Source organism: Streptomyces sp. NPDC031225 (assembly GCF_055570355.1).
On the sequence record NZ_JBVIHJ010000013.1, the window covers coordinates 236,159 to 260,887 of the forward strand.

Below are 24,729 nucleotides of genomic sequence, written 5' to 3' on the forward strand. Positions count from 1 at the left end.
AACCTCGAGCGGCGTCGATGGCGCCGGGGATCCTGCGGGTAGTCAGTACGCCGACTTCAGCGTTCCGCCGGGGAGTTTCTTCCCGTCCTCCTGGCCCACGCCGCACAACACCCATCGGAACCCGGCGTCCCACTCCTCGTCCGAGGAGTACCAGCCCCACATCTCGTGTCCCTGGCCACGGGCCCAGTTGACGCCGTACTTCTCGTCGCAGAGGTCTCCCGCGTCGACACTGTCCGCCGAGCCGTCGCCCGAGGCCCGGGTCCAGCCCACCATCTGCTGGTCGTGCGGTCCGCCGCAGTTCACCAGGGTCTTGGTGTACGTGTCGTCCTCGTCCTTCCGCGTGTCGATGCAGTCACCCGGGCCCAGCTGCGTGACGTACACCTCGTTGCCGAACTTGCGGAAGTCGCCGAGCGGGCCGCCCGCGGTGGCGTTCTTCAGGAAGAGCAGACAGGCCGAAGGCGGCGGCTCGCTCTGCCCGGGCCCGGGCGTGAGGACGTACAGCACCGGGTCGGCCATGGTCGCCCGCAGCTTGGCGGTGCGCCGGGTGCACTCCTCCCGTACTGCCCGCGGGCCGTCGGCTGCGACGGTCGTGATGACCTGGCCGTCGGGATTGTCGTCGTAGCAGTCGACGAGCTTCACCTTGGGCAGCTTCTTGAACTTCCCGTCCTTCCCGTCGGCGTCGACGCACTGTCCAGGTGTGAGCTCCTCGCGCAGCCCCGCCTGCCGGCCGTACGGGTACGCGTTTCGGGTCACGGTCGGGGAAGGGCTCGCGGTCACCTTCGTACCGACCTCCGGCCCGTTCACCCCGGCCTTCTCCACCGTGTGCGTGGCGGCGCCCAGCGCGAATCCGCCGGCCCCCACCAGCATGGCAACGAGCGTCAGCAGTACGGACGTTCGCCGGCCGGGCGCCCGGCGAGCGGCGGCCGAGGTGCGCCCGGAGCCGGTCGGGGCGGCGGAATCGGCGCTGGAACCGGTCCTCTCCCGGGCGGCTCCGGGAAGCCCGGGCAGTGGCGTACGAGGGGACCTGGTTCCCCCGGCTTCCGCGAGCAGCTCACGTGCTCGCTCCACCCGCATACGCTCCGCCGGATCCTTGGCCAGCAGCCCCATGATCACGCGGCTCAGCGGGTCGCTCGCCCGTTGCGGTACGGCGGGTTCCGCGGTCAGCGCCGCCATGAGGGATGCGTCGAGTGTGTCCCGCTCGAAGGGGGAGGCGCCCTCGACGGCGAAGTAGAGAGTGGCACCGATCGAGAACAGGTCGGTCGCCTCCGTCGCTTCGCCGCCGGACAGTCGCTCCGGCGCCAGGTAGCCCGGGGTGCCCACCACCATGCCGCTCCGGGTGACCCGGGTCTCCCGGGGCCACAGCGAGATGCCGTAGTCCGTGAGCAGAACCCGTCGATCGGCGGCGCCGGACGGGTCCGGCGCCAACAGGACGTTGGAGGGCTTCACGTCCCGGTGGATGATGCCCAGCCGGTGCCCGGCGGACAGCGCGTCGAGGGTGGCCGCCCCGATCCCGGCCACCTCCTCGCTCGGCAGCGGCCCGCGGTCCTCCACCACGGCTCGCAGATCCCGGGTGCCGGGCAGGTACTCCATCACGATCCACGGGCGGTCGTCGGCCTCCACCACGTCGTACACCGTGATCACGTTCGGGTGCTCGCGCAGCTGCGCCGCCTTCAGCGCCTCCCTGCGCCCGCGGTGGACGGGGTCGTCGCCGGGTCCGTCCGACTCGTACGGAACCGCGATCTCCTTGACCGCGACCCGGACCTGGAGGTCCTCGTCCTCGGCCAGCCACACATGTCCGCCACCGCCGGAACCCAGCCGCTCCTGGAGCCGGTACCGCCCGGCGATGATCCCGCCGAGGCCACGCTCCGCGCCGCCGCTCACCGGACGACCAGCGGGCGGAAGGCGGACCGTACATCGGACTTGGAGGGGTCGACGTACACCGAGACCGTGGTCTCCGCGGTGTAGATGGTCGCGGGGCAGCTCGTACCGCTGATCTGGATCTTGCGGTTGGCGACCAACTTGCCGCTGCGCAGCTCGTAGACCTTCACCGGGATCTCGATCTTGTGGAAGCTCACGTACCCGACGTTGCCGGTGGACTCGCTCCGGTACGGGCAGGTCTCGACGGAATCCCCGAAGGCGCCCTCACCCATGCAGACCACCAGCACCGCGTCGGTGGCATCCCCCGCCTTCCAGGAGCCGGGGAACCGCTTCGGGTAGTCGGACGTGGTGCCGTACTGGTCGGAGGTATAGAACAGCGCGGGGTTGGTGCCCTTGCCCATGGGCTTGGCGCCGCTGTACTGCGCCGGGTTCGAGCAGTACTCGGGCTGTGTACCGGTCTCCGAATGGAGCAGGCCGCGGACGTTCGCCAACTCGATGCTCAGCGTGGCCTTCCTGGCTCCCTTCCGGGCCCGGTCCGCGAGGCCGCTGCCGGGATACCGGCTGAGTAGCCGGTCGTAGTACGTGCGCGCCTCCTCCCAGTCGCCGTCCGCCAGGAGGTCGTCACCGCATCCGACGAGTGCCGCGGGCTCGGTCCTCCCGGCGGCGTCGGCGGTCCGTTCCAGTAGGTCGTGGCTCCACTTCCGGTCGCGGAGCCAGTCGGTGACGGTCGCGGTGTCGCAGGGGTCCTTGGCGGGCAGCCCGCCGAGGAATCCGTTCAAGGTCGCTTCGGCCGTCTTCTCGTTGCCGTCCTCGGCCAGTACGGAAGCGAGTGTGTCGAAGCCTTCCGTCAGGGCTTCGGTGTCGCCCGTCAGCGCTGTGCTCAGCTCGGCCCCGGCCGTCCGCAGCCGGTCGCACGCCGCCACGGCCTCGTCACCGCGGGCGGTGAGCGGGGCGTCGGCGACGCGGTGCCCGAACCACACCCTGTCCTGGGCGGTCGACACCCGTGCGCAGTCGCCGCTTTCGCGTGCCTCGGTGACGCTGCGACCGATCGTGAACGCGTCGAAGCGCAACAGTCCCACCACCAGCAGCACCGGCAGCGTGATGCCGAGCGCGACCAGACGCTGTCTGCGCACGGCCCCCCGGCTGCCGCCGCCTCCGCGTGCCAGGAACCACCCATGGGCGACGACGGCCGCCCACCACCCGAGCAAGGCCACCTCGTACGACGGCGAGGTGGTCGTGACCAGCCGCCACACGAGCACGGTCGTGCCGGCCACGGCGGCGAGGGCGAGCCCGCGCCGCCGCAGCATCAGATAGCCGACACCGAGCAGCGAGGCATTGCCCAGGGCGACGGCCATCGGGTCGGGCGCCCTGGGCTCGTCGGGCGCGGAACTCGGCCTGGTGGGCAGGGCGTACGTCGGGTCGCTCATCCTGATCTCCCCCGGTCTCGGTCACGAACAGGTCTGGTGCGCGCATGGTGCGGCGCCGTTCCCGGGAGGGGTCCCGGGCGGACCGTGAACAGGCCGTGCTGTGGGGGTTGTGGGAGGGTCCGCCCGAAGTCCGGTGAAAGAGATCACCGCCAGGTGCGGGCTGAGTACACTCCGTCGTCTGGCAGGACCGTCGGCGGTGGGGCGAGGAGTGGGGCGGTGCTGGTGACGCCGGAGGCCGGGGACAGGATCGCCGGCCGGTACCTCTTGCGGGAGCCCATCGGCAGAGGCGGGATGGGCGTCGTCTGGCTGGCCTGGGACGAACGGCTCGAACGGCGGGTCGCGGTCAAGTGCGCACGCCTGGACGACGATCGGGCCACGCGACGGCTCATGGGCGAGGCGCGCAACGCCGGGCGGCTGCACCACCCGAACATCGTGGGCGTCTTCGACTTCGTCGACGAGGGCGCCGCCTGCTGGATCATCATGGAGTACGTCCCCTCGCGCAGCCTCGCACAGATCCTGACGGAGAGCGGTCCGCTCCCGCCCGAGGCGGCCGGGTCGATCGGCTGCCAGATCGCGGCCGCGCTGGCGAAGTCCCACCACGAGGGCGTGGTGCACGGCGATGTGACACCGGAGAACATCCTCGTCACCGACGAAGGCGTCGCGAGACTGACCGACTTCGGGATCTCGCGGGCCCTGTGGAGCGACGTCACCCACAGCGGGTCGAGCGGTGTGCCCGGCAAACCCCGGTATCTGGCCCCGGAGTTGGCCAAGGGTCTGCCCGCGGGCGAGAAGTCCGACGTGTTCTCCCTGGGGGCCTCCCTGTTCATGGCGGTCGAGGGCCGGTCACCGTACGGCGAGGTCGAACACCCCATGGCCTACCTGGCCCGGGCCGTCGAGGGACATATCGAGCCCGCGCACCGGGCCGGCCCGCTGGCGGGGCTGCTCACCGCCCTGCTGGAGGTGGAGCCCCGGCGCCGACCCGACGCCGCCAGGGCACAGAGCCTGCTGACGCGGGCCGCGCCACCGCCCCCGCACATAGCGGAGCAGTTGCACGACAGCCGTGTGCGGGACCGCACGTCCCCAACCCTCCGGCTACGGCGACTCGTCCGCCGAGCGCAGGACTCCACGCCCTTCGTGCCGCAGCCGCAACAGCCCCTGCGCCGACGTCGGTTGGTCATCGCGGCGGTGGCGCTGGCCGCGGCGGGCGCGATCACGGCCGGGCTGGTCGTCTTCGGTCCATGGGCCTCCCCGTGGGCCTCGAAGAACGGGGGAGACGAGGGCGGCCGTACAGGCGCGACCGACGCGAAACCCTCGGCCACGTTGTTGGCCGGTGTCATCGGCGATGAGCGTACGGCGGACCCCTGCGGGCTGCTCGACGCCGCCTCGCTGAGCCGCTTCGGCGACACCGTACTCGACCCGGACTACGGGGAGTTCGACCGCTGCGACGTCCTGGTGCGCAACAACAGCGGTGACGACAACGCGGACGTCCAGGTCAACCTCGACTCGAACCGGGACGACTTCGGGGATATCGAATCCACCCACCTCGCCGGCGGCCTCACGGTCGTGACCCTCAAACGGGACGGGAAGGCCTGCGAGCGGGCCGTCCTGACCACCGACGGCAAGCAGGTCCGCGTCATCGGGAAGCAACTGGGCGAAGCGGCGCCCGACCCGTGCCAGATGGCCGACGCCGCCACCGACCACGTGGTCGGCGTGCTGGCCGACGGCCCGGTGCCCCGGCGTTCGTCGTCGCCGGCCGCGAACTCCCTGGCCCGGCTGGACACCTGCACCCTGCTCGACGCCACCGAGCTCAGGCGGCTGCCGGGCGTCGACGCGGACAACCGGGACCGCGGCTTCGGTTCCTGGAGTTGCGACTGGTCCAGCGACGACGGCACACGCGAGGTCGAGATCCAGTTCAGCCGGGACAACTCGCTGGACTCCGACGACGGAACGGCGGTGGACGTCGCCGGGACGCGGAGCTATTACGTGGCGGACGAGGCCGAGGACGACAGCTGCACCGTACGGACACCGCACCGTACGTACACGGACTCCGTCGGCGACCGCACCGTCGAGCTGCTCCAGCTGACCGTGTACGCGCCGCAGTCGGACCAGCAACTGTGCGACAGCGCAGCGGAGTTCGCGGCCGTCGTCGTGCGGAACATCGCGAAGCGAGCGCCGGAGGCGTGACATGACGGAGCCGGTGACTCCCGACGGCACGGGCGCCAGGCGGTTGCCCGCCACCCATGGGAGCCTCGCCCGGGGCGCGTCCGCACGGCTGCCCGGCACCGTTTTCGCGCTCGCGCTGACCGGCGGTATGACGTTGGGGCCGGGGGAGGGCCGCGAGGTGCTGTTCGGCCGCAACCGCCCCGAGGTGCATGTCTGTCTCGGCGAGGACGACCCCCAGGTCAGCCGCCACCAGGGCACGCTCACACACCGGGACGGCCGCTGGTGGGTGAGCAACTCCGGGCGGCTGCCGATCCGTTGCGCGGGGGCCCGGCTACTGTTCCGGGGCGAGGAGTCACTGCCGCTCGACACCGGCTACACCCCGCTGTTCGTCGGCGGCTCCCACAGGCGCGAGCACCTGCTGGAGGTCTTCGTCACCGGCCCCGAGGGCGACCGGCCGACGCCGCGGCACGAGGACGTCACCCGCCCGCCCCGGGTGTGGGCGCTCACCGAACAGGAGAAGCTCGCCCTCGTCGTCCTCGGCCGGCGCTACCTGCTGCACGAACCCCGGCCACAGCCGCTGACCTGGCGGCAGACCGCCGCCGAACTCGCCGAGGTGCAGCCCGGTGCCGGCTGGACGGACAAGCGCGTCGAGCACCTGGTCAACGGCGTGCGCACCAAGCTGTCCCGCGACGGGGTGCCCTGGCTGACCCGCGAGGAGCTCGGCGAGCCGGTGGGCAACGCGCTCAACGACCACCTGATCCGGGCCCTGCTGGCATCGACCACGCTCGTACCGATGGACCTGGCACTGATCGACTCCGCCTGAAGCCGTCACCATGGCCGCCGGCGGAAGTACGTGTTGCCGCGACGGCCGTAGAGCAGGGCCACACCGGTGCCGGTCAGGACCACCGCTATGAAGCCCAACACGGCGTACTCCCGCCCGTACGGGTACTCCAGGTCCATGAAGCCCTGCGCCCGGGAGTCGGCCAATGCCTACCGGCACAGCGTCGGGAGGGGTCCCGGAACGGCCCCGGGAAGCTGGGGTGCGGGCCGGACTCCACCGTCCCGCCGGCTTTCGGGTACGCGGGCGGGCGCGCTGGTGGTGGTGTGGTGCCGGGCGGCGATCAACGGTGGCGGATGGCTCGGCTGGACCCTGATGAACGACCGCCTCACTCACCATCAGGATGTCGTGGATCCTGGCCTGGTCTGGTTCTCCGTCCTCGCCGCCTTCTCCGCGTAGGCCGTCCGCGGGAGGCGCCACATGTCTGTGACCCAGATCGACATCGATGAGGCCGCCTTGGAACGCGCCATGGCTCTGGCCGGGGTCAGGACGAAGAACGAGGCGGTCAATCTCGCTCTGCGCTTCTACGCCGAGCAGCAGGAGCGGGCGGCACGCATAAGCCGTCACTTCGAGCGTGCGCGTGAGTGGGGTGCAGTCGAGGAAGTGCAACACCGTATAGCCCGGGCTGGGGAACATCGCAGTGCCTCGGCTGTGGACCTTGTCATCGCTGCCACCGCCCGCCCATCACGGTCTGACCGTCCTCCATGACGACGCCGACCACCGCGCTGTTGCCCGGCACGCATCCGACCTGACCGAGCACAACATCCGCGACGCGGCCTGAGGCGGATTGTCGCCCGACAGATTGCGGATGGGGACGTTCTCTGCGAACACCTGGGCTTTGTTCCGTGCCGGGCTGACCAGCGGCGTGACATCACCAGCGGCCTTGATCGCTGCCGCTCCAACTGGTGCGGGTCAATGGTCACGGCTCATTACTGGGCCGGCGCCACCGACCGGACACGGCCGCCATGGCACACTGCCGGTAGGTGGCCGAAGAGGTCGTCTGCCGGATCATCCGGTCACGGGAGAACGCAGACCGTCAGCGGCGGTAACCACCGTCGATTCAAAGCTCTTCTGAAGCCAAAGGCGTGGGAACAGCAGGCTGAGGGCTCAGGTTCGTGAACACTTCCGATGTGCGCCACGAAATCCCAGGCCAGCGGTGCGATTTGGCAACCGAGAGTGGCGCCTGCATGGCATCCGCCAAGCACTCGTGCCCTTCGGGTGCCCGATCTCTGCGTGCTCGAAGGGGCGGAAGCTGCTGAGGAGCCTTGAGCAATGCACAAACCCCAGGCTGCTGACCTGGGGTTTCGATCTGGAGCGGGTGACGAGAATCGAACTCGCACTCTCAGCTTGGGAAGCTGATGTTCTACCACTAAACTACACCCGCGTGTGCGCCGGTCGGACTGGTGCCGAGACGCAACGCAACCCTACCTCATGCCAGGCCCCCGGCGCTGAACCCGTGGGGCCCGCGGGCGTTTGAGGGGTGGGACGGGGCTGCGGGGGACGGGAGTTGGGGCGTACGGTGGGGGCGGGGAAGAGGGTTCGGGCGGGACCGGAGTGCCGCCTGGAGGGTCGCCCTGTCCATCCCGTAATGTGGCATTTGTCGTCAGGTGAGCAGCAGCCCGACGCGGCTCTTGGGGAAGGGACTCCAGAACTTGATGGAGCGCACCGTCGTCCGTTGTGCCGATGGGCACGTGTTCAGCACCGCTTCGTTCCCGATGCAGCAGGCCGAGCGCCTCGGTCCCGGACGACTCGTCCGGTGTCCTCGCTGCGCGCGGCTTCGCAGTGTCGTTCAGGTGACCTTGGAGAAGCGCTGAGAAGTTCCACTGAGAAGTTAGTGCCAGGCGCGCGGGTCCGTCCGATTGTGGTCGGTCCGCGCGCCTTGCGTATCCTCGGGGCGTGCTTCTCTCAGACAAGGACATCCGGGCCGAGATCGACGCCGGGCGAGTGCGGATCGATCCCTACGACGAATCCATGGTGCAGCCGTCCAGCGTCGACGTACGCCTCGACCGCTTCTTCCGGGTGTTCGAGAACCACCGGTACCCCCACATCGACCCCTCCGTGGAGCAGGCCGATCTGACGCGGCTCGTGGAGCCGGAGGGCGACGAGCCCTTCATCCTCCACCCCGGTGAGTTCGTCCTCGCTTCGACGTACGAGGTCATCAGCCTCCCCGACGATCTCGCCTCGCGCCTGGAGGGCAAGTCCTCCCTCGGCCGGCTCGGGCTCGTCACCCACTCCACCGCCGGCTTCATCGACCCCGGCTTCAGCGGGCACGTGACCCTGGAGCTGTCGAACCTCGCCACGCTCCCCATCAAGCTCTGGCCGGGCATGAAGATCGGCCAGCTGTGCCTGTTCCGGCTCTCCTCGCCGGCCGAGTTCCCCTACGGCAGTGAGCGCTACGGCTCCCGCTACCAGGGCCAGCGCGGCCCGACCGCCTCCCGCTCCTTCCTCAACTTCCACCGGACCCAGGTATGAGCGCCGCAGCCGTACGGGAGAACCTCACCTACGAGGCGTTCGGCACCGCCGTCCGCGAACTCGCGCAGACCATCGCCGACGACGGGTACGAGCCCGACATCGTCCTCTCCATCGCGCGCGGCGGTGTCTTCGTCGCCGGCGGTCTCGCGTACGCCCTCGACTGCAAGAACATCCACCTCGTGAACGTGGAGTTCTACACCGGCGTGGGGACCACCCTGGAGATGCCGGTCATGCTGGCCCCCGTCCCCAACACCATCGACTTCTCCGCCAAGAAGGTCCTCATCACCGACGACGTCGCCGACACCGGCAAGACGCTCAAGCTGGTGCGGGACTTCTGCCTCGACGCCGTCGCCGAGGTCCGCTCCGCGGTCATCTACGAGAAGTCCCAGTCCCTGGTGAAGTGCGAGTACGTGTGGAAGCGCACGGACGACTGGATCAACTTTCCGTGGAGTGTTCTGCCTGTCGTACGTAAGTCGGGGGAGCCGGTCACACCGTCGAAGGAAGCGCTCTGATCCGGTGCGTGTTCCTCCGCCGAATGCCTCCGATGGGGCGATGCGGGGCGCGAACCCTTTGCCGCCCTGTTACTGCGGGTCGACACCCCATATCTTGAAGGGCTCGTACGCTCCGTCACGGAAGTCGAAGACAGTCACTTCGGTGTCGAATAGGTGACGGAAGTGGCCGCCGTAGCCGGGCTGTGCGATGTGTGGGGCGAGTAGGTCCAACAAGCCCCGGAGGTAAAGCATGGAGTCGTCGATCCAGCCGGAGCGTGCGAAAAGTTCCCACTCATACCTCTCCCCGGAACTCGTGAACTCTTGCACCTCGCGACGCAGGGACGCGACATCTCCACAGGGCACCCGACGGTTGGCGTAGTTGTCGGGGACGAGCAGTGGGTACAGAAATTCGTCTTGGTCGTCGAGACCTTCGGGGAACTCGGTGTCCATGCCCAAGTGCCACCGCAGGGCGGCCATGACCCATTCGGGGGTGTCGTCGCGCAAGTAGCAGGAAAGGACGACCTCGTAGCGCTCACTCATGGACGGCATTGTGCACGCTGGGACTGACACCGCCACGACGGTCGTGCTTCCACATGCCCTCGATGCGAACTACGGGCGGGGAGGTCGCTGAGGTCTCCCGCCCTGATTACGAGGGTGACCACAGTTCATGCCGGTCGCATTCGGTCGCCACGATTGCTGTACTTCCGTGCTGTACCGCAGATCAACTGCCGATGATCCGCACGATCGGCTCCCGAGACGCGACCTCGATCGCTCCCCATTCGCCTTCGACTGGCTCCCAGTACGACGGATGGGCCCACCCGATCATGAGGTCCAGCGTGATGTTGAGTCGGGTCGGTTCTGCCATGAGTTCCACCCGGCTTCGGACCAGAACCTGTGGGTTCGCTGGTGTACAGCGACTGTGGGGTCAGGTGAGGCGCCCGGCCTTGTGCAGCGCGTCGAAGACCAGTTCGTCGACCGCCGTCACCCGGGCCCGGTCGGCGTAGCGGAACCATGCCTTCTCGGCGATCTCCCTTGACGGGGTCAGCTCGCCGTGGTGATCGGCCGTGTAGCAGATCATGCGGAACGGGCCGTGTTCCGGATGGCCCTCGCCGATCTCGAACGTGCCGAAGTGCACCATGGAGGCGGGGTCGATCGCCGCCCGTAGTTCCTCGTCGATCTCCCGCACCAGGGTCTCGCTGTCGGACTCGCCCGGCTCGCGATGACCGCCCGGGAAGTAGAAGCGATCTCTGCCGTGACTGCGCGTCACCAGCACCCGGTCGTCCCGCACCAGGACCCACGCCACCTTCTCCGGTACTACGTCGCCGTTCGCCATGGCCAGGACCGTAGCGGAGGGTGTCGGCGGCGGCAGCAGTACGGGACGGCCCCGCCCGGCAGACCGAAGCGCGCCCGCCGCTCGCACCCCGCGGGGAAACAGGAAGGGCTCCCGGCCGTGTCGGCCTGGAGCCCCTCGTCGGCGTCGCCGCGTAGAACCTAGAACGTGCCCAGCTTCACGATCGACAGCAGTGCGATCAGCTGGATCGCCGACGCGCCCAGAGCCTTCGGCCAGGGGAGGTCGTGGGAGGCCTTGACCATGAGGGTCAGGAGGACGCCGGCCGCCACCCAGGTGGCCCAGCCGAGGAGTTGGACGAAGGACGCATCGCCGCCGGCGAACATGGCGACGACCAGGCGGGGGGCGTCCGTGAGCGACATGATCAGCATGGAGAGGCCGACCGTGGGCTGCCATGCGCCGTCGCCGCCGAGCTGACGTGCCAGGGCGTGGGTGACGACGCCGAGGACGAAGGCCGACAGGGCCATGGCGACGGCCGTCGTGAGGACGATCGGGATCGCGTTCGAGAGGGTGGCGTTGATCGCGTCCTCGCGGGCGCCCTCGAAGCCGAAGACCGCGAGCAGGCCGTACAGGAAGGTGACGATGAGGGCCGGGCCCCACATCGAGTAGTCCCGCATCTGGAGGAAGGTCTGGTTGGGGGAGGTGAAGATTCCCCCGAGCAGGGCCTTCCAGTGCAGACGGGGGCCTGCCACGGGCGCCGGGGCCGAGCCCGCCCGGTACGTGCCGCCCGGGTTGTAGGGGTCCTCACCGACCGAGAACGCCTGGGTGTGGCCCGGGTTGTCGGCCGCGTACGGGTCCGGGGCGCCCTGCGGGTGCGGGGCGCCCGCGCCGGCGCCGAAGTACTCCGGCTCGTCGTAGCCGCCACCGCCGCCCTGGGTCCACTGGCCCTGGGGCTGCGGAGGCGCGGGGGGATAGCCGTACGGCTGTCCCTGGGGCGCCTGCTGCCCGTACGGAGGGTGTTGCGGTCGCGTATGAGGAGCGCCGTTGTCCCGGCCGCGTCCGATCCTGAATCCAGCCACGTCTTCGAACGTACCTGGTCCTGGAGAGCAACGTGCGGGGCCGGGCGTTTCGGGGACGGCTTTGCGGCTGAGCTGTGACATCCCCTAAGGGAGTTCTCAGCCGTCCCCTACGGGGCTCCGCGCTCCGGGGCGAGGTCCGTCAGTCGGCCAGTGCGGCGCCGAAGAAGGCACGGTTGCCCAGGCCGAGACCGCTCACGGTCAGCGTGGTCGAGCCGGTGCCCGTCGGGCCGGAGGCGGTGCCGGGGAAGAGGTGCAGCCGGCCGATGTCCGGTGCGGCGGCGACGAGTTCGGCGCGGCCGTCACGGTTGTAGTCACGCAGCAGGACCGAGGTGCCGAACCAGGAGTCGCCTTCGTCGGCCGGGCGCTGGAAGCCGGCCGTGGTGTAGTCGATCTGGCGGGCGTTCGTGCCGGTGAGCCCGGACTTCCCGCCACGCAGGACGGTGACGGCGCCCGCGCGCCAGAACTCGCTGCCGAGCGTCTCCGACGGGGCCCCCACCGCGAGGTCCGGGTAGCCGTCGCCGTTGGTGTCCCCGGCCGAGACGTCGAAGCCGAAGTCGTCGCCGGTCTCGCGCACCCCCGGCACACCCGCGGTGTTCTGGGTGATCGACGTGACCGAGCCGCTGAAGCCGGTGGAGCTGCCCTTGAGGAGGTGGACCGCCTCGCCCTTGCCCCCGCGGGCGGCTCCGACGGCCAGGTCGCCGTATCCGTCCTTGTCGAAGTCGGCGATCGTGGCACCCGCGGCGTAGGAGAGGTCGGCTCCGCCCGGGATCGGCAGGTTGTACTTCCTGGGCGGTGCGGCCGGGCCGCTTCCGCCGCCGCGGTAGAACCAGACACGGTTGTGGTCGGTGTTCGAGTCGTCGCCGATCACCGCGAAGTCGGCGGTGCCGTCCTTGGTGACCTTGCCGGAGACGACCAGCGCGGGCCTGATGTCCTCGCCGTCGACCGGGTCGAGGTTGGTGGCCTTGCCGCGGGAGCCGGACCTGGTGAACGGGCCGCGCAGGAACCAGACGTAGTTGTCGCCGACCGAGACCACGTCCACCCTGCCGTCGGCGTTGAAGTCGCCGACGGCCACGTCCTTGGCGAAACTGTCCGTGCCGCCCGGGATCGCGTACGCGCTGCCGCCGCTCAGGCCCGTCCTCGAGCCCCACAGGATCGTGAAGGTGCCGCGGTGGGAGGAGTCCACGCCCTCGTTGGGGGCGGTGGCGACGACGTCTGCGTAGCCGTCCTTGTTCACGTCGGCCGTGGTGATCTTGGCGCCGAAGAAGTCCTTGGTCTCCGCCGCGCCCTCGACGCCCGGGCTGTTCTGGGTGACGACCGTGCGCCTGGCGAAGTCCAGCCCCCTCGACGTGCCCCACACGACCACCACCGCGCCCGCCTCCTTCTTTCCGCCGGCCGTGGCGGTGCGGTCACCGAGGGCGAGGTCGCGGTAGCCGTCACCGTTGAAGTCGTCCGCGTACTTCGCGGCCGCCGCGCCCGCCGGGGCGGTGAGGGCAAGCGGGCTCAGGCCTGCGGCGAGGAGGGCGGCGGCCAGGAGGACGGGCCGGATACGGGGGGTCAAGAGGACTCCATGGGGGCGTTCGGTGATCCCGGGATCGCACGGTGTCGCGATCAGAACATCTCCGACCGCGATCACTAGACCTCCCACAAGGGGTATGGGTTGTACGGGGGTTCGGCGATACCCCGGCGACACCTCCCTGACGCTCCCGGCGAGGTCAGGGGCTCAGAAACACCGAGGTCGAGAAGGTGACCGACGGGTCCGCCGCGACCAGGCCCTTCTTCGCGCCGGGGAACACCGCCACGGTGTCCTTCGTCTCGCCCCGGTACGTCCGGACCGCCAGGTCGGCGCGGCCGTCGCCGTTGAGGTCGCCGACCGTGAGGACGCGGGTGGTGCCGGTGGCGGTGGGTTCGACGGTCACCATGGCCTTCGGGGACGGGCCTGCCGTACGGCCCCGGAAGATCCGCAGGCGCGATCCGCTGGAGACCAGTTCGGACAGGCCGTCGCCGTCGAAGTCGGCGGCGTCGAGGACCGAGCCCGCCGCGTCCAGGGTTCCGCGTACGGCGGTGGGGAGGTCGTAGCGCAGAGACGTTCCGCCCATCGCGCCGACCGCCGCGTCCAGGGCCTTGCTGCGTCCGAAGGCGCCGAGGGCCACGTCGATGCCGGACGGCAGGACGGTTCCGGTGCGGGTCGGGCCCGCGGGGCCGCCGAGGACCACGGCGGAGGGACCGGTGCCCTGGGCCGTACGGACGACCAGGTCGTCGTAGCCGTCGCGGTCGACGTCGGCGGCCGGGCCCGTGGGGACCTCGCCCGGTGACCGGAGCGGGGCGCCGGCCGCCCTCGGGGTGCCCTTCCTCGTGAACGGGCCGCGCAGGTAGGTGAGTTTGCCGCCGGTCGCGTGCAGGACCAGGTCCTTCGCCTCGTCGCCGTCGAAGTCGCCGCAGACCGGCTGATCGGGCCAGTCGTTGCCGACGCGGGCGACGGACGGGACGGTGAGGTGAACGGCCTTGCCCGTCAGGCCTGTCGGGGAACCGAACAGGATCTGGAGCGGGACCGGCGGCCGGCCCTGGCCGTCGTAGGGCGGGTCGGTGGAGACGACGAGGTCCGTGAAGCCGTCGCCGTCCAGGTCGCAGGTGGCCTCCGCGTCGAACACCGCGGGGAGTTGGCCCTTGGTCGCCGCGCCCTGTCCTTTCGCGGTGACCAACTGCCGGGCTCCCGGGACGAGTCCGCGTGCGCCGCCGTAGACGATGCCGATACCGGGGTCGTCCGCGTGGGCCTGGGCCTTGACCAGGTCGCCGAGGAGGAGGTCGCGGTGGCCGTCGCCGTTGAAGTCGTCCGGGACCTTGCTGCCCTTGCCGCGGGGGACGGGCAGGTGGGCCGGGGCGTCGGCGATCCGGAGCGGGCCGCGGTCCGGGGATCCGGCCTGTTGCGTGGGGCCGCAGGCGGCCAGGATGAGGGTGCCGCACAGGGCCGCCGTACCCACAACACCTCTGTGCGCGCGCACCGTTCACCTCGTCAGCATCTTTGACAACGACCGGTCAATGATGCACATGTTCGAGGCGCGGCGACAGTCCTGTGTGGTGCCGGCCGTGCGCGAGAGGAGTGGTCCTCCGCGCGCACGGCCGTCGGCCGCGTCTAGCTGCAGGTGCGGTAGTTGTAGCCCGCGATGCGGCCGCTGCCGTCGCCGTCGGTGAAGTGGTAGTAGCCGTCGCTGTCGCGGCTGAGGTCCAGGGAGTAGCTGGTGCCGATGTAGTGGGCCACGGTGCTGCCGTCCGGCAGCCAGCTGGAGTTGCGCAGCCAGTTGCCGGCCGCGGTCCAGGTCTGCTGTCCGGCCGAACCGTCGCTGGGCACCTGGAACTTGGTCTGCCACCTCGCGGTCGCGGCCGCGGTGTTGCTCCCGAAGTCGCCGTCGATGCCGGATGCGGCGAGTTCGCCGTCGGCCCAAAGGATCTTCTGCCACAGGCAGGTCGCGTTGGACTGCTTGTTGTGGCTGGTGTCCACGATGCCCTCGTTGTCCCAGTCGTCGGCGAAGACGCCGCCGCCGTAGACGTAGGCCAACCCGCTGTACGACCCGCTCGCCGACGCCGGTGTGGCGCTCAGCGCGAGGACGCCGGCCGTCAGGGCGCCGATCGTGCCGGCGGCCAGCCTGGATCTCTTCGAAGTCACGGCAGTTCCTCCTGGTTCGGGTGACGGCGGACCGTCGGATTCGGGCCACTGTGACCAGTTGGCCTGGCGGAACCTTGGCAGGGACTCGTCAGCGGCGACACACTCTTGCGCCACAGCGCAAATGTGGAGATCCGCGGGGGGAATCACGTGCTCCGTATTCACTTCACCGAAGTCGATCTCGCCCGGGTCCGCGTCGCCGGGGAGCCGGATCCGATGTGGGAAGTGCTCTCGACGCTCCACCGGCTCCAGTCGCGCGGCGGGCGTGGGCAGTTCGCCGCCTGGTACCGCACGACGCGTGCGGGCCTGCACGCGGCCGGACTGGCCAGGCCCGTGCGGGAGGTGCTGTTCGCCCTGTACCCCCTCGGGCCCTACCTGCCCGACTTCCTGACGCCGGCGGAGTCCGAGGACGGACTGGACGCGGGCCTCGACGGCCTCCTGCGCCTCCCCCGCCGGGAGATCCTCGCCGAACTGCAGCTTCTCCACCGCTTCCACGCCCCGCCCGCCTGGGCCCCGGGGCTGGCGCGGCTGGATGAGCGCCGGGAACTCACCGAGCTGATCAGCCGCTTCCACGCGGTCGCCGTAGCCCCCTTCGCGGAGCGCATGGACAGCGGGATCGTCGCGCACCGGGGTCTGCTCGCCCGTGTGCTGCTGGCCGACGGAGTGGAGGGGCTGCTGTCGAGCCTCGGACCGCGGATGCGTTGGCGCAGGCCGGTCCTGGAGGTGGACTACCGGACGGACCGTGACCTCCACCTCCAGGGCCGAGGCCTCCGGCTCGTGCCGACGTACTTCTCGTGGGGGACGCCGGTCGCCCTGGCCAACCCCGATCTCCCGCCCATCCTTTCCTATCCGCTGAGCCGTCCGACGGTGCCGGAGGAGGCGCTCCCCGGTGACGCGGTGCCCCTGCGCGCGCTGCTCGGTGCCACACGGGCGCGGGTCCTGCGGTGCGTCGCGGACGGCCTGACCACGGGGGAGCTCGCGCGGGCCGCGGGGGTCTCCCTCTCCGCCGCCAGCCGGCACGCCACGGTGTTACGGGACGCCGGTCTGACAACCAGCCAGCAGGTCGGTCCGACGGTCCTGCACACGCTGACCCCGCTGGGGGCGGCGCTGCTGCGGCGGCGGTGGCCGTGGTGAGGGGGCGTGCGCGCGGGGGCTCCCGCGGCATGCGGGGATGCCCGGCGGGCATCCCCGGCCGGTGGCGTACGACCGCCGCTCAGCCCGCCAGGATCGAGCCCAGCCGCGGGTCGTCCGCCGTCGGGATACCGAACGCGCTCGGGCCGTAGGTCTTCACGCCGGACGTGATGACGCCCGAGGCGGATCCCTTCAGAAGGGTGACGAGGCCGTCCGCGTCGTTCTCGCCGTTCGCCCCGGCCAGCAGGTCCGCCTTGCCGTCCTTGGTGAGGTCGGCGAGCAGGACGCCCTCCCCGAAGAAGTCGTTCGTCTCGGCGGCACCGGGGACCCCCGCGCTGTCCTGCGTGAGCGTCACGGCGTCCGTTGCGAGACCGGAGGCGGTGCCGTAGTACAGGTGCACCGCGCCGGCCACGGCCGCCTCCGCGGAGTAGTCGGGGTCGCCCAGCACGAGGTCCTTGCGGCCGTCGCCGTTGATGTCACCGACGGACGGGATGCCGGGCCAGGGGAGCTGCAGCGAGGAGGAGACGGCGCCCGTCGAGGTGAGGTACGAAACGATCGCCGCTCCGTTGCCCTCCAGCGAGCCGCCGGTCTCGGTCTGCGTCCACCCGGTGACGACGTCGCCGTAGCCGTCCTTGTCGAGGTCGGCGAGGGCGGTCTGGGTGCCGTACGGCAGCTTCGTCTTCTTCGACGGGACCGAACTCGTGCCGAGGTAGAGGTAGTTGTGGTCGAGGTGGTTCTCGGAGCCGGTCGTGACGCTGCCGCCGATGACCAGGTCCGCCTTGGCGTCGGTGTTCACCTTGCCGGAGGTGAGGCGGGTGACGCCCTTGCTGCCGGTCCAGGAGGTCGTGTAGGTGAGCTTCGCGCCGGTCGCACCGGCCTTGGTGAAGCCGCCCTTGACGATGTACTGCGTGGTGCCGGTGGAGCCGACGGCGAGGTCGGGCCTGCCGTCGCCGGTGAAGTCGCCGACGGCCAGGGCCTGTCCCCAGCGGTCGTGCTTGCCGGGGGCCGGGTCCTGGACGGTGGTCGCGCCCTTCAGACCGCTGGAGGAGCCCCAGACGATCACGACGGTACCGCCCTCCACGTCGTTGCCGACCGTCTCGTTCGGGACGCCGACCACCAGGTCGCTGTACCCGTCCTTGTTGAGGTCGCCGACCGCCACCGCCTCGCCGAAGGTGTCGTAGTCCTCGGCGGCGCCGGGCACACCGGCGGTGTTCTGGCTGACGGACGTGGCCCGGCCGACGCCGGCCGCCGAGCCGTAGACGATGCCGACGGCGCCCGCCCACCAGGTGCCGCCGACGGCGGCCTGGGGCGCGGTGGCGACGGCGTCCTTGTAGCCGTCGCCGTTGAAGTCGGCCGTGTACTGGCCGCTCGCGGCCGTCGCCGGCGTGGCTGCCACGAACGCGAGCAGACCACCCGTCAGAGCGACCGTGACGGCCGTCGCGAGAGTCGGCCTGAGGGACTGGCGCATGCGGTGTTCTCCTGCGGCACGCGGGGACGCCCGCGTCTCACGGGCCTCCCCAGTCGATGGGAGCGGACCACCGGTCGTACGGAGAAGCGCACACGGCGGTCGGCGATCATGAGACCCGCGCCGACAGGTAATGGTTGTACGTGAGTTCGGTAAGGTTTTCATCAGTCGCCGGCTGAAGGCGGCACCTCGTACCTGCGGCGGATGGTGTCGGCCGACGACGTGGTGCACGGCCTCGGCTTGCTGCGGAGGGCGGAGGGCGGAGGGCGAGGTCTGGAGCCGGGGCGGCCGGGGTATCGACGCCCTGATCGGCGAGCGGGCCCGGGACCACCAGGGGGCGGGTTCGTCGAGAGCCTGGACCGGCGGCCGGTCCGGTTCGTGGTCACCGCCCGGACGGGAGGCCGCCCCGCACCCCCTGGTCTTCGCCGACGGCGGCTCGGCGCTCCAGGCCTCGCCCGATCCGGAGCGCCCGTGCGTCCACCCCGTCTCGTGCCTGGTGACGGGGACCAGCCACGGCGGGCCCGTGCCGGGTCTCCGCGCCGAGCAGCAGGTCGACTACTCCCCCAGGGATACGAGCCGTCGGAACGCGACCGGCACGAGCCGGCCCGGCTGCGCCGGGTCTTCGGGACCGCCACGTATTTCCGAACGCAGAGGTGCCCCCGGCCCTTCCCGGACCGGGGGCACCTCGACACACCTGCGGAAAACCGCCTGCTTCGCCGCCTACTTCACCGGCTGCGGCTCCGCCTCGTTCTCCGTCTCCGCCTCGCCCGCCGGGGGCTCGTCCTCGGCCGGGGTCTGCACGGACTGCAGCAGGAGCTGGGCGACGTCGACGACCTGGATCGACTCCTTCGCCTTGCCGTCGTTCTTCTTGCCGTTGACCGAGTCGGTCAGCATGACCAGGCAGAACGGGCAGGCCGTGGAGACGATGTCGGGGTTGACGGAGAGGGCTTCGTCGACGCGCTCGTTGTTGATGCGCTTGCCGATCCGCTCCTCCATCCACATCCGCGCGCCACCGGCGCCACAGCAGAAGCCGCGCTCCTTGTGGCGGTGCATCTCCTCGTTCCGGAGACCGGGAACGCTGGCGATGATCTCGCGCGGGGGCGTGTAGATCTTGTTGTGGCGGCCCAGGTAGCACGGATCGTGGTAGGTGATGATGCCCTCGACCGGCGTGACCGGGACCAGCTTGCCCTCGTCGACGAGGTGCTGGAGCAGCTGGGTGTGGTGGATGACCTCGTAGTCGCCGCCGAGCTGCGGGTACTCGTTGCCGATGGTGTTCAGGCAGTGCGGGCAGGTCGCGACGATCTTCTTCGCGGACTTCGGCTTGGCGGACTCCGGGACCACCTTGCCGTCGTCGTCGAGCTCCTCGCCGAACGCCATGTTCAGCGCCATGACGTTCTCCATGCCGAGCTCCTGGAACAGGGGCTCGTTGCCGAGGCGGCGGGCGGAGTCACCGGTGCACTTCTCGTCGCCGCCCATGATCGCGAACTTGACGCCCGCGATGTGCAGGAGCTCGGCGAAGGCCTTGGTGGTCTTCTTGGCGCGGTCCTCAAGGGCGCCCGCGCAGCCGACCCAGTACAGGTACTCGACCTCGGTGAGGTCCTCGATGTCCTGGCCGACGACCGGGACCTCGAACTCGACCTCCTTGAGCCACTCCAGGCGCTGCTTCTTCGCCAGGCCCCAGGGGTTGCCCTTCTTCTCCAGGTTCTTGAGCATCGTGCCCGCCTCGGACGGGAACGCGCTCTCGATCATCACCTGGTAGCGGCGCATGTCGACGATGTGGTCGACGTGCTCGATGTCGACCGGGCACTGCTCGACGCAGGCGCCGCAGGTGGTGCAGGACCACAGGACGTCCGGGTCGATGACGCCGTTTTCTTCGAGCGTGCCGATCAGGGGGCGCTCGGCCTCGGCGAGGGCCGCGGCGGGTACGCCGGCCAGCTGCTCCTCCGTCGCCTTCTCCTCGCCCTCCATCGACTTGCCGCCACCCGCGAGCAGGTACGGCGCCTTGGCGTGCGCGTGGTCGCGCAGGGACATGATGAGGAGCTTGGGGGAGAGCGGCTTGCCGGTGTTCCAGGCGGGGCACTGCGACTGGCAGCGGCCGCACTCGGTGCAGGTGGAGAAGTCGAGCAGGCCCTTCCAGGAGAACTGCTCGACCTGGGAGACGCCGAAGACGTCGTCGTCACCGGGGTCGGTGAAGTCGATCGGCTTGCCGCCGGAGGTCATCGGGAGCAGGGCGCCGAGCGAGGTCGCGCCGTCCGCGTTGCGCTTGAACCAGATGTTCGGGAAGGCCAGGAAGCGGTGCCAGGCCACGCCCATGTCGGTCTTCAGGGCGACCGTGATCATCCAGATGAAGGAGGTCGCGATCTTCAGGCCGGCGAAGAAGTAGGTGAGGTTCTGGAGCGTGGAGACGTCCAGGTGCTCCAGCGCCGAGACCACCGGGTACGAGATGAAGAACGAGGCCTCGTAGGCGTCCACGTGGTGCTGGGCGCCTTCGAGCGCGTGCAGCATGAAGATGCAGACGCCGACGATGAGGATGACGGCCTCGACGAAGTACGCCTGGCCGAAGTTGGAGCCGGCGAAGCGGGACTTGCGGCCCGGCTTGCGCGGGTGGCTCAGCTGGCGGATCGCGATCAGCACCAGGATGCCGAGCACCGTCATCGTGCCGATGAACTCGACGAAGACGTTGTACGGCGCCCATTCGCCGATGACCGGCAGCAGCCAGTCGGCCTGGAACAGCTGGCCGATGGCGTTGACGATCGTCAGCAGCAACGAGAAGAAGCCCACCGCCACGAACCAGTGCGCGACACCGACCACGCCCCAGCGGTTCATCCTGGTGTGGCCGAGGAACTCCCTGGCCACGGTGACGGTGCGCTGGACCGGCTCGTCGGTACGGGTGCCCGCGGGCACGTCCTGACCGAGCCGCATGAAGGTGTAGATCTGCAGGAGGGCGCGGGCGAACAGGGCCACGCCGACCACGATCAGAACCAGCGACACGATGATCGCGGCGAGTTGCATTTGGGGGCTCCTCGGGCCTGCGAGGGTACTTCGAGCGAGATTACTAAGCGGTAACTTACAGATTCTGTCTGAGACTACCCCCATCTTCCGCCGCACTGTAACCGGACGCGGGGTGATCTGAATCGCTGAGGGTTACCTTAAAACCCGATCGTGTTATTCGTGATGAATTGCTACATACGGCGCTAATTTGGCCTTGTGCTCTATGGGATTCTCGCCGCCACCTCCGCCCTGCTCCTCGCCGCCGTACTCGCCGCGATGCTGCGGCTGCCCGCCCTGCGCCTCGGGGTCATCTGCCGGCGCCGGCAGCGGCCCGTGCCGCTGTCGGGCGGGCCGGCGGTGGTGACGGCCACCTGTCTTGTGGCCGTCGTCGGGGACTGGAGAGGCGTCACGCCGCTCGAACCCGACGTCGGCGGGCTGCTCGTCGCCGGGGGCGCCGTGGCCCTGCTCGGACTCGTCGCCGACGTGCGGCGGGTCAAGGCGCGGTTCCTCGTCGGCGGTACGGCCGTGGCGGCGGCCTGTGTGGTGCCGTACGAGGAGACGGGCGTGCTCGCCGGACTCCTCGCCGTCGGCTGGATCGTCTTCGTCGCCCTCGGGTTCAAGGCGCTGGACCACGCCGACGGGCTCGCCGGGACCATCGGGGTCGTCACCGCCTTCGGGGTGGGGGCCTGTGCGGCGGCCGAGGTGATGGACGGGCTCGCCGTGCTGCTGAGCGTGCTGGCCGCCGCGCTGACCGGGTTCCTGATGTACAACTGGCATCCCGCGCGCGCGGGGTTCGGCGCGTGCGGGGCGATGTTCACCGGGTTCGTGCTCGCGTCGGCGGCCGTGACGACCCGCGCGGGACAGGAACTCGGCTCCGGCGCCGGGGTGTTGTTCGCGCTGACGGCGGTCGTGGCGGCGGACGTCCTGCTCGTGGTCCTGACCCGGCGGCCCCTGCTGCGCGGTGGTCCCGACCATCTCGCGCACCGGCTGCGCCGCCTCGGGCTCACCCCGCAGGGGGCGGCCGTGGTGCTCGGTACGGCGGCGTTCTCCGGGGTACTCGTCGGGGTCCTCGTGCACATGGGGTGGATCGCGGGGAGCGCGGTGTGGTGGGTGGTCGCGGGAACGGTCGTTCTCGTGCTCGGGCTGCTGCGCGTCAAGCCGCACAGCCCCCGGTCCGGCCCCCGGTCCGATGCTCGACTCGACCCCCGGCGGGTTGCGAACCCGCAGGTCAGAGCCAGCTTGCGTGTAAGGAACGGATAAGAGTTGAGTCTCAGTGACTCATGTCTGTTGACCGAGTCGCGGACGTCGTGCACACTTGAGCCTGTTCCACTCAAGTCAGCTGGAGGAAATCACCATGGCACGTGCGGTCGGCATCGACCTGGGCACAACTAACTCCGTCGTCAGCGTTCTGGAGGGCGGCGAGCCCACCGTCATCACCAACGCCGAGGGTGCCAGGACCACGCCGTCCGTCGTCGCCTTCGCCAAGAACGGTGAAGTGCTCGTCGGCGAGGTGGCCAAGCGCCAGGCGGTCACCAACGTGGACCGGACCATCAGGTCCGTGAAGCGCCACATGGGCACGGACTGGAAGACGGAGCTGGACGGGAAGCCCTTCAACCCGCAGCAGATGTCCGCCTTCATCCTGCAGAAGCTGAAGCGGGACGCCGAGTCCTACCTGGGCGAGAAGGTGACCGACGCGGTCATCACCGTCCCGGCGTACTTCAACGACTCCGAGCGCCAGGCGACGAAGGAGGCCGGTGAGATCGCGGGCCTGAACGTCCTGCGCATCGTCAACGAGCCCACCGCGGCCGCGCTCGCGTACGGCCTCGACAAGGACGACCAGACGATCCTCGTCTTCGACCTCGGTGGCGGCACCTTCGACGTGTCCCTGCTGGAGATCGGCGACGGCGTCGTCGAGGTGAAGGCCACCAACGGTGACAACCACCTCGGTGGTGACGACTGGGACCAGCGCGTCGTCGACTACCTGGTGCAGCAGTTCAAGTCCGGTCACGGCGTGGACCTCGCCAAGGACAAGATGGCCCTCCAGCGCCTCCGCGAGGCCGCAGAGAAGGCCAAGATCGAGCTGTCGAGCTCCACCGAGACCTCGATCAACCTGCCCTACATCACGGCCTCCGCCGAGGGCCCGCTGCACCTGGACGAGAAGCTCACCCGCGCCCAGTTCCAGCAGCTGACCGCGGACCTCCTGGAGCGCTGCAAGACCCCGTTCTTCAACGTCATGAAGGACGCCGGCGTCTCCATCAACGAGATCGACCACGTGGTCCTCGTCGGTGGCTCCACCCGCATGCCCGCCGTCGCCGAGCTCGTCAAGGAGCTCACCGGCGGCAAGGACGCCAACAAGGGCGTCAACCCGGACGAGGTCGTCGCCATCGGCGCCGCCCTGCAGGCCGGTGTGCTCAAGGGTGAGGTCAAGGACGTCCTGCTCCTCGACGTGACCCCGCTGTCCCTCGGTATCGAGACCAAGGGCGGCATCATGACCAAGCTCATCGAGCGCAACACCACGATCCCGACCAAGCGGTCCGAGATCTTCACGACGGCCGAGGACAACCAGCCGTCCGTGCAGATCCAGGTCTACCAGGGTGAGCGCGAGATCGCGGCGTACAACAAGAAGCTCGGGATGTTCGAGCTGACCGGTCTGCCGCCCGCCCCGCGCGGCGTCCCGCAGATCGAGGTCGCCTTCGACATCGACGCCAACGGCATCATGCACGTGACCGCGAAGGACCTGGGCACGGGCAAGGAGCAGAAGATGACCGTCACCGGCGGCTCCTCGCTGCCGAAGGACGAGGTCGACCGGATGCGCCAGGAGGCCGAGCAGTACGCGGAGGAGGACCACCGCCGCCGCGAGGCCGCCGAGACCCGCAACCAGGGCGAGCAGCTCGTCTACCAGACGGAGAAGTTCCTCAAGGACAACGAGGACAAGGTCCCCGGCGAGGTCAAGACCGAGGTCGAGGCCGCCGTCGAGGAGCTGAAGGCCGCGCTCAAGGGCGAGGACACCGCGGAGATCCGCACCGCCACCGAGAAGGTCGCCGCGGTCTCCCAGAAGGTCGGCCAGGCCATGTACGCCGACGCCCAGTCCGCCCAGGCCACCGGTGACGACGCCGGAGCCGAGGCGCCCAAGGCGGACGACGACGTCGTGGACGCCGAGATCGTGGACGACGAGCGCAAGGACGGTGCCGCGTGACGGAGGAGACCCCGGGCTTCGACGAGAAGCCCGACGTCCCCTCCGGCGCCACCGACGACGCCGAGCCGAAGGCCGCCCCCCAGGAGGGTGCGGCCCCGGCCGGGGACGCAAGTGCCCAGATCGCCGGCCTGACGGCCCAGCTGGACCAGGTGCGCAAGGCGCTCGAAGAGCGCACCGCGGACCTCCAGCGGCTCCAGGCCGAGTTCCAGAACTACCGCCGCCGGGTCGAGCGGGACCGGGTCGCGGTCAAGGAGATCGCTGTCGCGAACCTCCTGACCGAGCTCATGCCCACGCTCGACGACATCGGCCGCGCGCGGGAACACGGCGAACTTCTCGGCGGGTTCAAGTCCGTCGCGGAGTCGCTGGAGACCGTCGCGGCCAAGATGGGCCTGCAGCAGTTCGGCAAGGAGGGCGAGCCCTTCGACCCGACGATCCACGAAGCCCTGATGCACAGCTACGCGCCGGACGTCACCGAGACGACGTGCGTGGCGATCCTCCAGCCCGGGTATCGCATCGGCGAACGCACCATCCGCCCCGCGCGGGTGGCCGTCGCCGAACCGCAGCCGGGTGCGCAGACGGGCAAGGCCGAGGACGGGTCCGAGGCCGGCGACGACAAGGACAACGGCCCTGAGGAGGGCTGACGTCGTACAGA

General features: G+C 70.0%; 20 protein-coding genes, 1 tRNA gene and 3 pseudogenes. 11 read left to right on the forward strand and 13 right to left on the reverse strand.

The genetic code is table 11. The annotated features are described in order from the left end of the window. Positions 1-42: 42 nt before the first annotated feature. Entirely contained in the window at positions 43-1,881 is a 1,839-nt protein-coding gene (locus ACZ48Z_RS23465) for a serine/threonine-protein kinase (RefSeq protein ID WP_468737804.1), read from the reverse strand. Further along, positions 1,878-3,305: a tetratricopeptide repeat protein gene (locus ACZ48Z_RS23470; RefSeq protein WP_468737805.1), complete on the reverse strand. Its 1,428-nt coding sequence runs from the start codon at positions 3,303-3,305 to the stop codon at positions 1,878-1,880. The genes ACZ48Z_RS23465 and ACZ48Z_RS23470 overlap by 4 nt, the downstream gene beginning before the upstream one ends. A gap of 216 nt (positions 3,306-3,521) precedes the next feature. Between ACZ48Z_RS23470 and ACZ48Z_RS23475 the strand changes: the two genes are divergently transcribed. Together ACZ48Z_RS23475 and ACZ48Z_RS23480 are read left to right on the forward strand one after the other, a co-directional pair. Beyond that, a complete protein-coding gene (locus tag ACZ48Z_RS23475; RefSeq protein WP_468737806.1) occupies positions 3,522-5,489 on the forward strand; it encodes a serine/threonine-protein kinase in 1,968 nt (655 codons plus the stop codon). Between the two features lies 1 nt (position 5,490). Further along, positions 5,491-6,291, forward strand: a complete 801-nt coding sequence (locus tag ACZ48Z_RS23480; RefSeq protein ID WP_468737807.1) for an FHA domain-containing protein — start codon at positions 5,491-5,493, stop codon at positions 6,289-6,291. A 5-nt stretch (positions 6,292-6,296) separates the two neighbouring features. Here the strand turns inward: ACZ48Z_RS23480 and ACZ48Z_RS23485 are convergent, their stop codons facing one another. Further along, complete coding sequence (locus tag ACZ48Z_RS23485) at positions 6,297-6,455, reverse strand: hypothetical protein (RefSeq protein WP_468737808.1); 159 nt, start codon at positions 6,453-6,455, stop codon at positions 6,297-6,299. A 271-nt stretch (positions 6,456-6,726) separates the two neighbouring features. Here ACZ48Z_RS23485 and ACZ48Z_RS23490 point away from each other — a divergent pair. Both ACZ48Z_RS23490 and ACZ48Z_RS23495 read left to right on the forward strand, forming a co-directional pair. After that, positions 6,727-6,840 (forward strand): annotated as a pseudogene (locus ACZ48Z_RS23490) (type II toxin-antitoxin system VapB family antitoxin); the annotation flags it as partial. A 66-nt stretch (positions 6,841-6,906) separates the two neighbouring features. Continuing rightward, positions 6,907-7,087 (forward strand): annotated as a pseudogene (locus ACZ48Z_RS23495) (PIN domain-containing protein); the annotation flags it as partial. 529 nt (positions 7,088-7,616) lie between these two features. Here ACZ48Z_RS23495 and ACZ48Z_RS23500 read toward each other — a convergent pair. Further along, positions 7,617-7,690, reverse strand: a tRNA-Gly gene (locus ACZ48Z_RS23500). Between the two features lie 512 nt (positions 7,691-8,202). Between ACZ48Z_RS23500 and dcd the strand changes: the two genes are divergently transcribed. Together dcd and ACZ48Z_RS23510 are read left to right on the forward strand one after the other, a co-directional pair. Beyond that, positions 8,203-8,778, forward strand: a complete 576-nt coding sequence (gene dcd / locus ACZ48Z_RS23505; protein WP_037702868.1) for a dCTP deaminase — start codon at positions 8,203-8,205, stop codon at positions 8,776-8,778. Continuing rightward, positions 8,775-9,290, forward strand: coding sequence for a phosphoribosyltransferase (locus ACZ48Z_RS23510; protein WP_468737809.1), 516 nt, complete (start codon positions 8,775-8,777; stop codon positions 9,288-9,290). The genes dcd and ACZ48Z_RS23510 overlap by 4 nt, the downstream gene beginning before the upstream one ends. Before the next feature lie 69 nt (positions 9,291-9,359). Here the strand turns inward: ACZ48Z_RS23510 and ACZ48Z_RS23515 are convergent, their stop codons facing one another. The 7 genes from ACZ48Z_RS23515 to ACZ48Z_RS23545 form a co-directional block, all read right to left on the reverse strand. Next, positions 9,360-9,809, reverse strand: coding sequence for a hypothetical protein (locus ACZ48Z_RS23515; RefSeq protein ID WP_468737810.1), 450 nt, complete (start codon positions 9,807-9,809; stop codon positions 9,360-9,362). Between the two features lie 181 nt (positions 9,810-9,990). Then, complete coding sequence (locus ACZ48Z_RS23520) at positions 9,991-10,134, reverse strand: hypothetical protein (RefSeq protein ID WP_468737811.1); 144 nt, start codon at positions 10,132-10,134, stop codon at positions 9,991-9,993. Positions 10,135-10,194: 60 nt separating this feature from the next. Then, positions 10,195-10,602, reverse strand: coding sequence for an NUDIX hydrolase (locus ACZ48Z_RS23525; protein WP_468737812.1), 408 nt, complete (start codon positions 10,600-10,602; stop codon positions 10,195-10,197). Positions 10,603-10,760: 158 nt separating this feature from the next. After that, positions 10,761-11,717 (reverse strand): Yip1 family protein, encoded by a 957-nt coding sequence (locus ACZ48Z_RS23530; RefSeq protein ID WP_468737813.1) that lies wholly within the window; start codon positions 11,715-11,717, stop codon positions 10,761-10,763. Positions 11,718-11,775: 58 nt separating this feature from the next. Beyond that, the gene (locus tag ACZ48Z_RS23535; RefSeq protein WP_468737814.1) at positions 11,776-13,194 is read right to left on the reverse strand and encodes an FG-GAP and VCBS repeat-containing protein; all 1,419 of its coding nucleotides are present in this window, start codon (positions 13,192-13,194) and stop codon (positions 11,776-11,778) included. A gap of 154 nt (positions 13,195-13,348) precedes the next feature. After that, on the reverse strand, positions 13,349-14,614 hold the full coding sequence (locus tag ACZ48Z_RS23540) for an FG-GAP repeat domain-containing protein (protein WP_468737815.1): 1,266 nt from the start codon (positions 14,612-14,614) through the stop codon (positions 13,349-13,351). Positions 14,615-14,766: 152 nt separating this feature from the next. Beyond that, positions 14,767-15,297 (reverse strand): peptidoglycan-binding domain-containing protein, encoded by a 531-nt coding sequence (locus ACZ48Z_RS23545; protein WP_468737816.1) that lies wholly within the window; start codon positions 15,295-15,297, stop codon positions 14,767-14,769. 147 nt (positions 15,298-15,444) lie between these two features. Between ACZ48Z_RS23545 and ACZ48Z_RS23550 the strand changes: the two genes are divergently transcribed. Continuing rightward, positions 15,445-16,428: an ArsR/SmtB family transcription factor gene (locus ACZ48Z_RS23550; RefSeq protein ID WP_468737817.1), complete on the forward strand. Its 984-nt coding sequence runs from the start codon at positions 15,445-15,447 to the stop codon at positions 16,426-16,428. A 79-nt stretch (positions 16,429-16,507) separates the two neighbouring features. Here ACZ48Z_RS23550 and ACZ48Z_RS23555 read toward each other — a convergent pair whose 3' ends face one another. Continuing rightward, positions 16,508-17,893, reverse strand: coding sequence for an FG-GAP-like repeat-containing protein (locus ACZ48Z_RS23555; RefSeq protein ID WP_468737818.1), 1,386 nt, complete (start codon positions 17,891-17,893; stop codon positions 16,508-16,510). 130 nt (positions 17,894-18,023) lie between these two features. Here ACZ48Z_RS23555 and ACZ48Z_RS23560 point away from each other — a divergent pair. Then, positions 18,024-18,386 (forward strand): annotated as a pseudogene (locus tag ACZ48Z_RS23560) (hypothetical protein); the annotation flags it as partial. Positions 18,387-18,610: 224 nt separating this feature from the next. Here the strand turns inward: ACZ48Z_RS23560 and ACZ48Z_RS23565 are convergent. Continuing rightward, positions 18,611-20,902: a (Fe-S)-binding protein gene (locus ACZ48Z_RS23565; RefSeq protein ID WP_468737819.1), complete on the reverse strand. Its 2,292-nt coding sequence runs from the start codon at positions 20,900-20,902 to the stop codon at positions 18,611-18,613. A 195-nt stretch (positions 20,903-21,097) separates the two neighbouring features. Between ACZ48Z_RS23565 and ACZ48Z_RS23570 the strand changes: the two genes are divergently transcribed. The 3 genes from ACZ48Z_RS23570 (at position 21,098) to grpE (ending at position 24,718) form a co-directional block, all read left to right on the forward strand. Continuing rightward, positions 21,098-22,141: an MraY family glycosyltransferase gene (locus ACZ48Z_RS23570; protein ID WP_468737820.1), complete on the forward strand. Its 1,044-nt coding sequence runs from the start codon at positions 21,098-21,100 to the stop codon at positions 22,139-22,141. A gap of 94 nt (positions 22,142-22,235) precedes the next feature. Then, on the forward strand, positions 22,236-24,077 hold the full coding sequence (gene dnaK, locus ACZ48Z_RS23575; protein WP_468737821.1) for a molecular chaperone DnaK: 1,842 nt from the start codon (positions 22,236-22,238) through the stop codon (positions 24,075-24,077). Continuing rightward, positions 24,074-24,718, forward strand: coding sequence for a nucleotide exchange factor GrpE (grpE, locus tag ACZ48Z_RS23580; RefSeq protein ID WP_468737822.1), 645 nt, complete (start codon positions 24,074-24,076; stop codon positions 24,716-24,718). Before dnaK ends, grpE begins: the two co-directional genes overlap by 4 nt. Positions 24,719-24,729 lie beyond the last annotated feature (11 nt).